Below are 14,020 nucleotides of genomic sequence, written 5' to 3'. Positions count from 1 at the left end.
ATTATTCTACTCTAGGAGTAACTACGAACTTTCTAAAAGAAATAGGGCCATGATCCCCTTGAATATAAAATGGTCCCGGTTCCCCTTCTTTACTATCTAAAGCACCGCCTGTAATACCAGGTATATTCTGTTCACTGATAATCGTCTTTCCATTGGCCACCACGGTCACTCTTCTACCGATTAAGGTGATATCGTAAGTTTGCCATTCACTGGCCGGGTTTGCAGCCATTTCGTTTGGAGTTAGAAAACCATAAACTCCTCCGAAAAGTACATTGCTAGGGTCGCTTCCGTGGTCATCGGTAATCTGAACTTCATAGCGACCTCTAAGATAAATACCACTGTTACTTCCGGGTGGCACCTTGAACTCAACATGCAATTTGAAATCTTCGAATTTATCTTCCGTAACCAAGTTGGCACCTGATTTCGGACTTTTTAAAATACCATCTTCGACTACCCATTGGTTCTCTCCCTTGGCTTTCCATCCTGACAAATCTTTACCATTGAAAATTTCCTGTGGTTCACCCCATTTCGGATTCTCTACAGTTGACAGCTTTGGCGCCCTCTCAGCAGTCCAATTATAAGTTTCTCCTTGGGCAAAAGCTAACGTTCCTTTGAGTCCATCTCCATCTTTTTCTCCCTTAACCGTTACATCACCCAAATCAGGTGACCATTGTGGCGGTATGGTAAAAGCAAATTTTCCTCCGTCAACTTTCACCTCTGAAATAGGCCTTGCACTGCCCGATGCATAGACAAAACGCCCCACTAAGGTTTTTACGCCTGAATGTTTGATCTCTAGCCAAGAAGGTAGCTTTTCCCCTTTTTTATCAATTTCAATATTCCATTTACCTTCAAAGAATTTTTCCTCTTGGGCATTAACGAACGGGGTTAAACAAAAAGCAACTAGATAAAGAAGTAATTTTATTTTTTTCATTATAGTGTTATTAAATAAGCCTCAAATATAGGTATTGCGACCAAATATGAACAAATATCATGACGAAGTTTAGAAAATGATTATTAAAGGCTTAGTTCATTATACATTTCACATATTTTACTAACTTTAGAAGCTAATTCTTTTACTAAACTATATCCAAAAAGAAAATGAAAAACAAGAAGACAAAATCTTCGACGAACTCCAGACGTTCTTTTATCAAAAAAGGAGCGGCAGCCTCATCTATCTTTATCGTTCCTCGCCATGTATTGGGAGGCGTAGGCTATCTTGCCCCTAGTGATAAATTGAACCTTGCCGCTATTGGTGCGGGTGGAAAAGGCTCGAGCGATATCGCAAACGCTTCCGTGAACGGTCGCGAAAACGTTGTAGCTCTCTGTGATGTCGATTTTAAAGGATCTGCAAAGAGGTCTGTTGAAAGATTTCCGAAAGCAAAATTATATGCCGATTACCGTGAGATGTTGGACAAGGAGAAGGGCATTGATGCCGTTACCATTTCGACTCCAGACCATGTTCATGGTCCGGCCGCTTCCTATGCCATGAACCGAGGTGTTCATGTGTATGTGCAGAAGCCGATGACACATAATATTAGTGAGGCGCGTACGCTTACCCAAATGGCCCGCGATAAAAAGATTGTGACCCAAATGGGCAACCAAGGCGGTTCTAACCCACTTCTGGGAATGGTTCAGAAATGGATCGATGATGGTGCAATCGGTGCGGTATCTAAAGTACAGGTTTGGACCAACAGACCCGTCTGGCCACAAGGTGGTGCGATGCCAGAACCAGACCCATCTTCTAAACCAGATAGCTTGAATTGGAATCAGTGGTTGGGTCCTGCACCTGAAAAACCGTATACTCCAAACTTGCATCCATTTAGTTGGAGGGGCTGGTGGGATTATGGTACCGGAGCACTTGGTGATGTAGGTTGCCATTTAATCGACATACCTTTTAGAACTTTAGGATTAAAATATCCTACGGATGCGGAATGCAGTGTTGGTTCGGTATTTTCTCAAATGTGGAATGCAGATTATCACCCTGAAGGGTGCCCTGCATCCTCATTTATTACTTTACATTTTGGAGCCACAGAAAAGTCGAAATCACCTATTGAAATGACTTGGAGCGATGGCGGAATCAGACCTTCACACCCAGAAATTATTCCTGCCAATAACGATATCGGAGGGCCGGGAAGTAATAACGGTGTTCTGATTATTGGTGAAAAAGGTATTATTTCTACCAATATTAACGATAGTAGTCCATTGACTCCCAAATTATACTTGAACGATGGCACTACAGATTTCGGACCGGAAACCGAGCCCAATGATGAGCCGGAATACGGTCACCAACGCTTATGGGTCGATGCATGTAAAGCTGGTTTTGGCAGCAAAGAACATAAAGGCTTAACTTCTTCTTTCGATTATGCCGGCCCTATGACAGAAACCGTATTGATGGGTAATTTGGCCATTCGCAGTTATATGCTAAGAAAAGAAGATAGCGAAGGTAAGATGGACTTCTACGCTCGTAAAAAGTTATTATGGGATGGTGAGAACATGCGAATTACTAACTTAGAGGAAGCGAATCAATTCGTGGGTAGAACCTACCGCGAGGGCTTTGAGCTCTAATTAATAGTTATTTTACTAGGCATAACGGGGAGCTATTTCAGCTCCCCGTTTTATTTACAATTCGTTTTTCTTCGGGTGTCGATGATGTAAATAATCTGCCAACCTTTTTCGAGGTCTCTGATCAACTGAAACGAATTGACCCCGCAGTGATGAAATTTACCATCAAAATAAAATTTATAATCCGTCCAAGCATTGGCCATAGGCCCGTCAATTTGAATGGAATAATTGGTTATCGCTTCTTCAAATTTTGTGCTTTTCGGAATAGCTACTATTAATTTTAAAAATTCGTTCAAGTCTTTTGATTTCACCATAGGATTATCCATATTATCCATTGCTATAGTTTGGATGATAATAGAATCTGAAACCGTTTGTTTTATTTGAACCGAGTCTTGTACATGAAAGCCATCGAAGAATTTCTCGATAGTTTTCTGCACCTCCATAGCTTCCGAATCTTGCGACCAAGAGCTTGCTGAAACCAGAATGAAGGAAAGAACTAGCAGTATTCTCATGATTTTATGGTTGAATCATTATTTTCTTCTCTAAGGTATCTAATTAAGCCCAAATATTAAAACTACCCTAAACGAGGGGCCATTATTTTCCACAAAACTATTTCCTTACATTTATCCCTCCAAAACCAAAAATAAATGTCAACTGCAAAAAAGGAATATAAACGAGTTACGGTAAAGTCTCTAGTGGACATGAAAAAGAACGGCGAGAAAATATCTATGCTCACGGCATATGATTATTCGATGGCCAAAATTGTAGATTCTGCCAATGTAGACGTTATTCTTGTAGGTGATTCTGCGAGTAACGTAATGGCCGGTCATGAAACCACACTGCCTATAACCCTTGACCAAATGATTTACCACGCCACTTCGGTAATCAGGGCTGTTGAGAGGGCTCTGGTGGTAGTCGATATTCCTTTCGGAAGTTATCAAAGCGACCCCAAAGAAGCTTTGCGTTCTGCTATTCGAATTATGAAAGAGAGTGGTGCCCATGCCGTTAAATTAGAGGGAGGTATTGAAATAAAAGAATCGGTGAAGCGAATTTTGAACGCCGGTATTCCTGTTATGGGGCATTTGGGGCTTACTCCACAGTCCATTTACAAGTTCGGCACCTACACCGTTCGGGCAAAAGAAGAACAGGAAGCAGAGAAACTAATGGAAGATGCCAAGCTTTTAGAACGATTAGGGTGTTTTAGCGTTGTTCTAGAAAAAATACCGGCCGAACTTACTCAAAAGGTTTCTGAAAGTATCTCTATACCTACTATCGGTATCGGTGGTGGTAAGCACGCCGATGGGCAAGTATTGGTCATTCATGATCTCTTAGGTATGACCCATGAGTTTAATCCTAGATTTCTGCGCAGGTATATGAACCTATATGAAGATATGGGCAATGCTATTTCTCAATATGTAAACGATGTGAAAAGTAGAGATTTCCCTAACAATCAAGAACAATATTAGGGTTTAAAAGAAAGTTGCATGAGCAGCACAAGAATTAGAAGGTGGGGCATTATTGTTTTGGTCATATTGAATTTTGGGTGCGACCAAATTTCAAAGAATGTTGTGCGCAAAGAGGTCTCACCGAATGATTATATTCAGGTTGTTGGAGATAGTTTCATACTCACGAATGTCGAAAACTCTGGGGCAATGTTGGGGTTCGGGCAGAACTTCCCTCCTATTTTAAAAATAGCTTTATTTCAGGTTCTACCCATTATGGTATTGCTTGTTCTACTTTACAGGATACTCAAGAAAAAAGAGATGAACCTTTGGCTTATAGTCGGTTTTGCTTTTGTCATAGGCGGAGGAATAGGAAATCTTGTAGATCGTATTGCCTATGGTTCGGTGACCGATTTCTTTCAAATAAAATTGGGCTTTTTAAAAACCGGTATTTTTAATATGGCAGATGTATCGGTTACTTCGGGAGTGTTGCTTCTTTTACTTCTTTCCTTTCGAAAAGATAAACCGGTTATATAGTGGCGAACAAAATACTTTCAAACCCCCAGAACCTTCAGGTTCTGTACGAAGACAATCATTTGATTGCCATCAATAAACGCCCTGGAGATATCGTACAAGGTGATAAAACGGGTGATATGCCCTTGAGCGAAGTCGTAAAATTATACCTTAAAACAAAGTACAATAAACCGGGCAATGTCTATCTTGGGGTGGCACATCGACTAGATCGGCCAACATCAGGTATCGTGGTTTTTGCGAAAACCTCGAAGGCTCTACCAAGGCTCAACAAGTTGTTCGCTGAGAAAAGTGCTAAAAAAACCTATTGGGCCGTTGTCAAAAATAGTCCAGAAAGACCGGAAGCAACTTTAGAACATTGGTTAAAACGAAATACCAAACAGAATAAGTCGTACGCCCACATCAAAGAGGTTACCGATAGCAAAAAAGCTATTCTTGATTACCGTACGCTAAAAAAACTTGATAATTACGATCTATTGGAAGTTGATTTAAAAACCGGTCGCCATCATCAGATCAGGGTACAGTTGTCAGCAATCGGTTGCCCGATCAAAGGTGATCTGAAATATGGTTTCGACCGGAGCAATAAAGATGCGAGTATACATCTTCACGCTAGAAAGCTTTCATTCATTCACCCTGTCAAGAAAGAGCCCCTAATAATCTGTGCCGACCCACCCAACGACCCGATTTGGAACGCTTGTTGTTAAATACTTTATATTTAACATACAAAACACTACACCATGATCAAAAGAATAATTTTCATTTTCTGCCTTGTTCTATTCTGCAGCTGTGGCACTTATAATTCTATAGATACATTTTATAATGCACATAAAGAAGATGATCAAGTAACGGCTATAAGAGTACCTCGATTTATGCTATCAATGATCGGTAATATTTCTCCTGAAATGAAATCGTTGGTGGGCAATACAAAAGATTTACGCTATATGCAATTTCCTAGCGCAACTGCCGAACGCACCCAATTTTTGAACAAGCAAATGAACGGTATTACTGGAAGTTCTTTCATTGAAGTTTATAGGAAGAATGATAACTTGAAAAGGAATATTGTTAGCATAAGGGAAAAAAGAGACGCTGTAAAGGAAATTCTTATTTACAACAACAATAACCTCAATGGTTCTTTTCTTTATTTTAATGGGAACTTCGACCCCGTAAAGGTTAGGCAGATGGCACAAAATGAAGAATTTCAAAAATTAGGCAATGGACTCATAAACCAATACAACATGGGGGCCACACCCGGTATTTCTTCCGAAGAAATTAATAGTAATCAGTAAATATATTATCGGTAAGACCTGCGGCTTTCAAGAACAACCGATGCCAATATCAAGCAACCGCCGATTACAGTCGACCAACCTGGCATTTCAGAAAGAAAAATCGCGCCAATAATAATACCATAGACCGGCTGTATGCAACTTAATATACTTACAGTGGTCAATGAAAAATATTTGAAACAGTTGATAAACATTGAATGCCCGATTACTGTGGTGATCAATGCTAAACCTAGTAAAGCAGGAGTGAATTGAACAACTTCTTCAATATTATAAAAAAAGAAGGTCGGAATCAGTAAGGCTGCTACCACTCCCATTTGATAGGTCATTAAAACAGAACCTTCGTATTTATCAACTTTGGTCTTCAAAATCAAATTTCTAATGGCATAAGTGAACGCGGAAAAGAGACCAAAACCAATAGCGACCGTACTGGAATTTTCTAAACTGAAATCAGGAACCAAAAGATAAATACCAATGAGAACCATCAAGCCGAGCAGTAAGTGAAGTTTTTGAAATTTAGTTTTTAGAAATAAAGGTTCGAGAAAGGCCGTCATGACCGGGTATGTAAATAGTGATAGCATACCAATGGCTACATTTGATAATTGTAAGGCATGAAAATAGCTCACCAAATGCACTCCCATCAAAAGACAGCATATAAAAATGGGCCAACGGTCTCGACTGTTCAAATTCAAGGAAATTCCTCTTAGTTTACAGTAAATGGCCAGAAATATAAAGGCAAGAAGCGCTCGCATTTCAATGGTCAAAGGAGCTGGTAGTACGATGAATTTACCAAAAGGCCCAGAAGTGCTCAAAAAAAGCATGGCCAAGTTTATTTCTAGAAAATTACGGGTGTGGTTCCGTTCGGTCATTTAAAGGGCTATCTTCTAACGGCTAGAGCTTTCTCACGAATAATTTCGGCTACCGGTCGGTTTTCTAAATGACTTTCTAACCATGAAATAATATCAAGATATAAAAAGGCTCTTTTTTCATAAGGGTGGTCTTCGTATTTCTTCAGTTCGGTATGCAATTTTTGGAACTCGTTTCTCAGTTCATTAGGGTAAATATTTCCTAGATTTCGTAAAAACTTGATCATCTCTTGCTGAACGGCATGTAAATCATCCATCTTTAAAAGAAACTTATAGGTGCTTTTCAATTGGATCTCTAAATGATAGTCCATACCAGCCTCGTAATGGGCCACCAAACTTAATACTCTCGCGAAGCACATTAAATCTTCGCGCATCTTGAGGTTTTTATTATTGATGATTTTTTTAAGATATTGGATACAGGTTTTATTATCTCCGATTCCGAAGTACAAACAAGCAATTTTATAGTACAGTACCATAATATGGTGTGCATCGATACGGTCTTTGTGCTTGTTAATGCCGTACTCTACAATTTTAACTAGATAAAGACCCTGTTGAAAGTTTCCCTCTAGAAAATGAAGATTCAATTTATTGGCATTAATATATAAGAATGCCAACGATGCGATATTATCATTTTTAGGGAAATTTTTACTCCCCACAACTTCCTCTAAACGTTCAAGGGTTGTTCTAAACTGAGAACTATATTTTACATAAAAGAGAGATTCTAACAAGTAATGATTGCCCTTCAGAAAGAAAACTGGGTTCAATGCTATTTGTTCTTCATGTTCATAGAACAAATCGACCCATTTACTGGCATACTTATAGGTAGACAAAAAATCTTGAATTAAAAAGCTATACCAAAGATGCGCCTTGTACAACCAAAGTTTTTCCCTAAAACCCAACATTTCTATTCTATGTTTGGGAAGATGTCTATCAAAATATTCTTTGACCCTTTGGTAGTCTTCATCGCTGCGTACATACCCTACCTTCAACATAATACCATAAAGTTGTAGTGATAGGTTTGATAACTTACTTGTCATCACATTTTGGGCCGAGAGTTCTTTGGCCTGAACGGCCAATTCATTGGCCCTATCGGGTATACTACGCGTAATGTACTGGGTTTCAATAATTTTTTCAAGCTCTACAATTTCGTAGGCTATGTTTTTTTCCTCATTTTCTATCGCCGTGGACTTAGCCTTATCCAGAATCTTGAGACTCTGCTTGTACAACCCTTTTTGATAAAGGATGGTGGCAAAATCTAATTGCTCTCGAATCTGTACTCGAATAGTTTGATTTACAGGATTAAGTCTAAGACTGACCAAAATTTGCTTGTATAGATGAGCCTTAAGATTTGACAGTTGCGCTTTTTTTACAATGCCTGATTCAAGAATGGTCTTTTCGTCATATTTTCTTAAGCGGTCAAGCAAATTAAAGAGTGCTAGAAATTTGGCATCGGTATTTACCCCTAATCGACCAACATACAACTTGAATTGACGTTTTTCTGATTTCGATAGCGATTTAACGAGCACGAACAAAGCATCTCTGTGCACATTTGTCATCGTAAAAAGTATGGTTTAATGTTCTGTAATTCAGTAAATTAATCTACTGAAAAACTAATTTAACGTTGTACTATTCTTGTTCACCCTTAGGTGTTTTCACCTAAATGGTTATATATTCGTATTGGTTAGCTAAACTACATAAATATAATGAGTAAAGATAAGGTACAGATTTTTGACACTACACTTCGAGATGGCGAACAGGTGCCCGGCTGTAAATTAGACGCCGAGCAAAAATTGGTCATTGCGGAACGACTGGATCATTTGGGTGTGGATATTATTGAGGCGGGATTTCCTATTTCAAGTCCCGGAGACTTTAAATCTGTTGCCGAAATATCCGATTTGGTAAAAAATGCTACGGTTTGCGGACTTACCCGTGCGGTAAAAAAAGATATCGAAGTAGCTGCCGAAGCTCTTAAAACAGCAAAAAAACCAAGAATACACACGGGTATAGGAACTTCCGATTCGCATATAAAATTTAAGTTCAATTCGAATAGAGATGCAATAATCGAAAGGGCCGTTAGTGCCGTTAGCTATGCAAAAACATTTGTTGAAGATGTTGAGTTCTATGCCGAAGATGCAGGTCGAACCGATAATGAATTCTTGGCCAAAGTTTGTGAGGCGGTAGTTAAAGCCGGAGCCACAGTATTGAATATTCCCGATACGACAGGTTATTGCCTACCGGAAGAATATGGTGCGAAAATTAAATATCTTAAGGAAAACGTAAAAGGCATTCATAAGGCTACACTTTCATGTCATTGTCACAACGACCTAGGTCTGGCAACGGCAAATTCGATTGCCGGTGTCATCAACGGTGCCAGACAGATTGAATGCACCATTAATGGTATTGGAGAGCGCGCAGGTAATACCTCTTTAGAGGAAGTGGTGATGATATTACGCCAACACCCAAGCTTAAATCTTGATACAAACATTAACAGTAAACTGTTATACGATACCAGCCAAATGGTTTCTCAAAAAATGGGAATGATGGTTCAGCCCAATAAAGCCATCGTTGGGGCCAATGCTTTTGCCCATAGCTCAGGCATTCATCAAGACGGGGTAATTAAAAATAGGGAAACTTACGAAATTATTGACCCTGCCGATGTAGGTGTAAATGAATCGTCAATTGTTCTTACCGCTAGAAGTGGCAGGGCTGCTTTAGCGTATCGTGCAAAAATTGTGGGCTTTGAATTGACCAAAATTCAACTTGACCATGCCTATCAAGAATTCTTGAAATTTGCCGATTTGCACAAAGAAATTACAGATGAGGATATTCCAAAAATCATGAAGGCAGCTAACTTAAACATAGTAGGTGTTTCTTAGTGGATTTTAATCTTTTCTGAACAAACAACAAATTTCCTTTTCATTTCTCTGAAATGTCAACAAAATTTTTAACCTTAGCCACTTGCTATGTTAGAAATTTTGTTTGCAAGCTTATGAATTATTTGCGGCAAACAGTCAAAATGTATCTGTATGCAGTTAAAAATCGCTCTTCTTGGTGGAGATGGTATTGGGCCTGAAGTTCTAGCCCAATCGGTGAAATGTTTAAAGGCGATCGAAGAAACCTTCAATCACAACTTCGAGTATATAGAAGCCTCTGTGGGCGCCATTGCAATTACTGATACCGGTAAACCCCTACCCGATGCCACTTTAAAGCTATGCCGGGAGGCAGATGCTATTCTATTCGGTGCAATTGGGGGTTTAGAGTATGACAATAACCCTGAAGCTAAAGTTAGGCCCGAACAAGGTCTGTTGAGATTGAGAAAAGAATTGGGACTTTTTGCCAACATAAGGCCGGTGAAAATGTTCAATTCGCTTATAAAAAATTCACCCCTTAAAGAACATATTGTACGCGGGACCGATATGGTGATTTTTCGAGAATTGACCGGAGGAATATATTTTGGACAAAAAAGCATCAGTGAAGATGGAACTCGAGCCTCTGATGTATGTGAATATACAGAGCAAGAAATTAGTAGGGTCGCGCACCTGGCGTTTAAAGCGGCCAAAAAAAGAAAAAAGAAATTAACCCTTGTAGATAAAGCCAATGTATTGGAATCATCACGTCTCTGGCGTAAGACCGTTACAGAAATAAGCAAGTCTTACCCTGATGTCGAGCTTCAAACTATGTTTATTGATAATGCCGCGGTTCAAATGATGTTAAAACCCTCACAGTTCGATGTTATTTTGACCGATAATATGTTCGGAGACATTCTTTCTGACCAAGGTAGCGTTATTATCGGTTCAGTAGGTTTATTGCCCTCAGCTTCTATCGGTGTCGATAACGCCATGTTCGAACCTTTTCATGGTTCTTATCCGCAGGCGAAGGGAAAGAATATTGCCAACCCAGTCGCTTCTATATTAAGCACGGCCATGTTGTTACAGCATTACGGGCTTGATGAGGAAGCGAATTCAATTGTATCGGCAGTACATGAATCTTTTGTCAAAAATGTGGTAACCCCAGATGTCTTGGGAAGCAGTAAATACGGTACTGATTACGTAGGTGATTTTATTTCTGAGCATATTGTTGATTCTGATGAGATTCTCAACATTAATGATGAGAATATAGGTTTAGGTAAATCGACCATAATTTAGTTTAAGCATATTATTCGAAAATAAATAGATTCTCTCCTCTAAATCTTTATTCAAAAAATAGAAGAATTCGGCCCAAAAGGTTATTGAATGTCTTAGCGCATTGTTTTATCTTAGCGGCCACTAAAAATAGCGCATGCAGATTTCGTACAATTGGTTGAAACAATTTTTAAAGCTTGACTGGGAAGCTGACAAAACCGCAGAACTTCTTACCGACTTAGGTCTTGAAGTTGAGGGTATTAGCAACTTTGAATCTGTAAAAGGTGGCTTGAATGGTATTGTGGTGGGCGAAGTTTTAACCTGTGAAAAACACCCCAATGCCGACAAATTGAAAGTAACTACAGTCGCTATTGGAACAGATACCCCTCTTCAAATAGTTTGTGGTGCACCAAATGTTGCAACTGGTCAAAAAGTACCAGTGGCCACCATAGGCACTACCCTCTACACCCCAGAGGGTGAAGCTTGGAAAATAAAAAAAGGGAAAATTCGTGGTGAAGTTAGCGAAGGTATGATTTGTGCAGAAGACGAGTTAGGTCTTGGTAGCAGTCACGACGGTATTATGGTTCTTAACGAAAGACTCAAACCTGGCACCCTATGCTCAGAAGTCTTTACTATAGAAAATGATCAAGTTTTTGACATTGGCCTCACTCCCAATCGTGCCGATGCGATGAGCCACTACGGGGTAGCAAGAGATTTGAAAGCCGGTCTGGTACAAAAAGAGATAAACAAAGAACTAATCACACCATCGGTTAGCAATTTTAATGTTGATAATCGCTCATTGAAAATGTTGGTCGAAGTGGAAGATAGTAAATTGGCACCCCGATATTGCGGGGTGACCATGAGCAATCTCATTGTGCAACCATCACCTGATTGGTTAAAAAACAGGTTGTTGGCCATTGGTCTAAAACCCATTAATAATGTGGTCGATGCCACGAACTACGTATTACACGAGCTTGGCCAGCCCCTACATGCGTTCGATGCAGACCGTATTCATGGTAAGAAAATTAAGGTAAAAACATTGCCAGCGGGTACAAAATTTATGACTCTTGACGGTCATGAGAGAGAATTACACGAAGATGATTTAATGATTTGTGACTCTGAGAAACCGATGTGCCTGGCAGGTATTTTCGGCGGTATTAATACTGGAGTAACAGAGTCTACCACCTCTATATTTTTAGAAAGTGCCTATTTTGACCCCGTTAATATCCGTAAAACTGCTAAAAGACACGGTTTGAATACAGATGCCTCGTTCCGTTTCGAGAGAGGAATCGATATTGAATATGTTGAGTATGCACTGAAAAGGGCAGCCCTTTTAATCAAAGAAATTGCTGGGGGAGATATTACTTCTGATATAGAAGATTTCTATCCTAAAAAAATAGAAGAGCACCAAGTTTTTTTAACCTTTGAAAAGACTTACTCTCTAATTGGTCAAGAAATCTCTCAAGATACCATAAAATCAATTTTGGCTTCTTTAGATATAAAAGTAAAAAGTGTTACCGAAGCCGGTCTTGGTCTTTCCATTCCCTCATATCGTGTAGATGTTCATCGTGAAGTTGATGTGATAGAAGAAATCTTAAGGGTCTATGGCTACAACAATATCAATTTTAAAAATAAAATAAACGCTTCGATAGCTCCGGTTTCAAAATTCGACGATTATAATTTACAATCGAAAATTGGTGATCAACTGGCTTCTTTAGGTTTTTATGAGATAATGACCAATAGTCTCAGTTCACCTAAATATGCTACACTGCTCGAAGTTGAACAAGTTGGTAAACCGGTAGAAATGTTGAACCCCTTAAGCAATGACCTATCTGTAATGAGACAATCGATGCTTTTTTCGGGCTTAGAGGCATTGTCCTATAACATTAACAGAAAAAAACAAAATCTTAAATTCTTTGAATTTGGAAAGACCTATCATCTGAACGATTCTAAAAGAACTGAAAATAAACACTTAAGTCTTCTCGTCACCGGAAACCGTAATGGAGATAGTTGGATTGGAAGCGAGAATAATATAGACTTCTTTTATTTAAAGTCTGTTGTACTCAATATACTTGAACGATTAGGCATCTCTCAATTGCGACCATCACCTGTCATTGATTCGGTATATGCTGAGGGTTTAACTCTTTCCCAAAAGTCAAAGCCATTAGTAACTATCGGTATCGTAAAGAAAAACTTGTTGAAAGAATCGGGCATTAAGCAGGAAGTGTTGTATGCTGATTTTAATTGGGACAATGTTATATCTCTTGCCAGTAAGAACAGTATATCCTATAACGAAATACCAAAACACCCCGAAGTTAAACGTGATTTTGCACTGCTATTAGACGATAATATCTCTTTTCAAGAAATTCATGAACTTGGTTTTAAAACGGAAAGGAAACTTCTAAAACATATTAATCTTTTCGATGTATATACAGGTAAGAATCTGCCTGAAGGTAAAAAATCTTATGCTGTCGGCTTTACGCTACAAGATGCTAACCGTACGTTGACCGACAAGCAAATTGATAAGATTATGAATAAGATGCAAAAACGCCTTGAAGAAGAGCTTGGTGCAGAATTACGTTAAGACCTAACCTCACGGGGCTGAATGACCTGATCTATTTCATGGATCACACCATTACGTTGGTTAGAATCGGCAACTACAATTGTCGCTTGATTACCCTGTCCATCAGTTAAAATAATATCGAGCCCTTTCATTGTTGCGGTTATGTCATCACCATGAACGGTCATAAACGTTGCGGTACCTCCGCCCCTGCACATTGCTTTTAAAATTTTTGAGGCCGATAGTTTTCCCGCTACAATATGGTACGTCAAAAGGGCTTTCAATTCTTTCTTGTTTTCCGGGCTTAATAAATCATCTACAGATTTACCAGTAATATTTTCAAAAGCTAAATCGGATGGAGCAAATACTGTAAATGGACCGGATCGGTCAAGTAATTCTTCTAAATCGGTAGCCTTCATTACCGCTAATAAAGTCTTATGATTTTCAGATATGGCCGTAGAACGAACAATTGATTTTCTAGCCTCTATGGTTGATTTCTTCTGAGCACTTACTTCGGAAGAAAAAAATAATATCAGTATAAAAAGCAAAGCGGAAGAAATCCTCATGCAAATTGATTAAAAATTGGTTATAGATCCGACCAACGGTCAATCTTACCGACAAATTACGATCAATGTAAAATATTAACAAAAAAAACCTA

Annotated in this window: 13 protein-coding genes; 8 read left to right on the top strand and 5 right to left on the bottom strand. The window is 39.0% G+C overall.

What is annotated here, in order from left to right; genetic code table 11:
• Window position 1: 1 nt before the first annotated feature.
• The gene (locus IV512_RS01805; RefSeq protein ID WP_209400070.1) at window positions 2-931 is read right to left on the bottom strand and encodes a DUF1080 domain-containing protein; all 930 of its coding nucleotides are present in this window, start codon (window positions 929-931) and stop codon (window positions 2-4) included.
• Between the two features lie 167 nt (window positions 932-1,098).
• Here IV512_RS01805 and IV512_RS01800 point away from each other — a divergent pair, with 167 nt between their 5' ends.
• Window positions 1,099-2,565: a Gfo/Idh/MocA family protein gene (locus tag IV512_RS01800; protein WP_209400067.1), complete on the top strand. Its 1,467-nt coding sequence runs from the start codon at window positions 1,099-1,101 to the stop codon at window positions 2,563-2,565.
• 50 nt (window positions 2,566-2,615) lie between these two features.
• Here the strand turns inward: IV512_RS01800 and IV512_RS01795 are convergent, their stop codons facing one another.
• A complete protein-coding gene (locus IV512_RS01795; RefSeq protein WP_209400065.1) occupies window positions 2,616-3,074 on the bottom strand; it encodes a nuclear transport factor 2 family protein in 459 nt (152 codons plus the stop codon).
• A gap of 135 nt (window positions 3,075-3,209) precedes the next feature.
• Here IV512_RS01795 and panB point away from each other — a divergent pair, with 135 nt between their 5' ends.
• The 4 genes from panB to IV512_RS01775 are packed head-to-tail and all read left to right on the top strand — an operon-like array spanning window position 3,210 to window position 5,821.
• Window positions 3,210-4,028 carry a 3-methyl-2-oxobutanoate hydroxymethyltransferase gene (gene panB / locus IV512_RS01790; protein WP_209400063.1) on the top strand — a complete coding sequence of 273 codons (819 nt, stop codon included), beginning with the start codon at window positions 3,210-3,212 and terminating at the stop codon, window positions 4,026-4,028.
• An 18-nt stretch (window positions 4,029-4,046) separates the two neighbouring features.
• Window positions 4,047-4,541: a signal peptidase II gene (gene lspA, locus IV512_RS01785; RefSeq protein ID WP_209400061.1), complete on the top strand. Its 495-nt coding sequence runs from the start codon at window positions 4,047-4,049 to the stop codon at window positions 4,539-4,541.
• Window positions 4,541-5,239, top strand: coding sequence for an RNA pseudouridine synthase (locus tag IV512_RS01780; RefSeq protein ID WP_209400059.1), 699 nt, complete (start codon window positions 4,541-4,543; stop codon window positions 5,237-5,239). Before lspA ends, IV512_RS01780 begins: the two co-directional genes overlap by 1 nt.
• Window positions 5,240-5,272: 33 nt before the next feature.
• Window positions 5,273-5,821: a DUF4252 domain-containing protein gene (locus IV512_RS01775; RefSeq protein WP_209400057.1), complete on the top strand. Its 549-nt coding sequence runs from the start codon at window positions 5,273-5,275 to the stop codon at window positions 5,819-5,821.
• Window positions 5,822-5,826: 5 nt separating this feature from the next.
• Here the strand turns inward: IV512_RS01775 and IV512_RS01770 are convergent, their stop codons facing one another.
• Entirely contained in the window at window positions 5,827-6,684 is an 858-nt protein-coding gene (locus IV512_RS01770) for a DMT family transporter (RefSeq protein WP_209400055.1), read from the bottom strand.
• 8 nt (window positions 6,685-6,692) lie between these two features.
• A complete protein-coding gene (locus tag IV512_RS01765) occupies window positions 6,693-8,237 on the bottom strand; it encodes a hypothetical protein (protein ID WP_209400053.1) in 1,545 nt (514 codons plus the stop codon).
• Window positions 8,238-8,384: 147 nt separating this feature from the next.
• On the opposite strand from IV512_RS01765, the gene IV512_RS01760 reads away from it, so the two are divergent.
• The 3 genes from IV512_RS01760 to pheT all read left to right on the top strand — a co-directional run bounded on the left by IV512_RS01760 (window position 8,385) and on the right by pheT (window position 13,386).
• Window positions 8,385-9,557 (top strand): 2-isopropylmalate synthase, encoded by a 1,173-nt coding sequence (locus IV512_RS01760; RefSeq protein ID WP_209400051.1) that lies wholly within the window; start codon window positions 8,385-8,387, stop codon window positions 9,555-9,557.
• A 150-nt stretch (window positions 9,558-9,707) separates the two neighbouring features.
• Window positions 9,708-10,826 (top strand): 3-isopropylmalate dehydrogenase, encoded by a 1,119-nt coding sequence (gene leuB / locus IV512_RS01755; RefSeq protein ID WP_209400049.1) that lies wholly within the window; start codon window positions 9,708-9,710, stop codon window positions 10,824-10,826.
• Window positions 10,827-10,959: 133 nt separating this feature from the next.
• A complete protein-coding gene (pheT, locus tag IV512_RS01750; protein WP_209400047.1) occupies window positions 10,960-13,386 on the top strand; it encodes a phenylalanine--tRNA ligase subunit beta in 2,427 nt (808 codons plus the stop codon).
• Here pheT and IV512_RS01745 read toward each other — a convergent pair.
• Window positions 13,383-13,928 carry a fasciclin domain-containing protein gene (locus IV512_RS01745; protein WP_209400044.1) on the bottom strand — a complete coding sequence of 182 codons (546 nt, stop codon included), beginning with the start codon at window positions 13,926-13,928 and terminating at the stop codon, window positions 13,383-13,385. The genes pheT and IV512_RS01745 overlap by 4 nt on opposite strands.
• Between the last annotated feature and the right edge of the window lie 92 nt (window positions 13,929-14,020).

Source organism: Pseudozobellia sp. WGM2 (genome assembly GCF_017810075.1).
Classification (GTDB): domain Bacteria; phylum Bacteroidota; class Bacteroidia; order Flavobacteriales; family Flavobacteriaceae; genus JADNYK01.
This window is presented reverse-complemented; position numbering and strand designations above follow the sequence as displayed.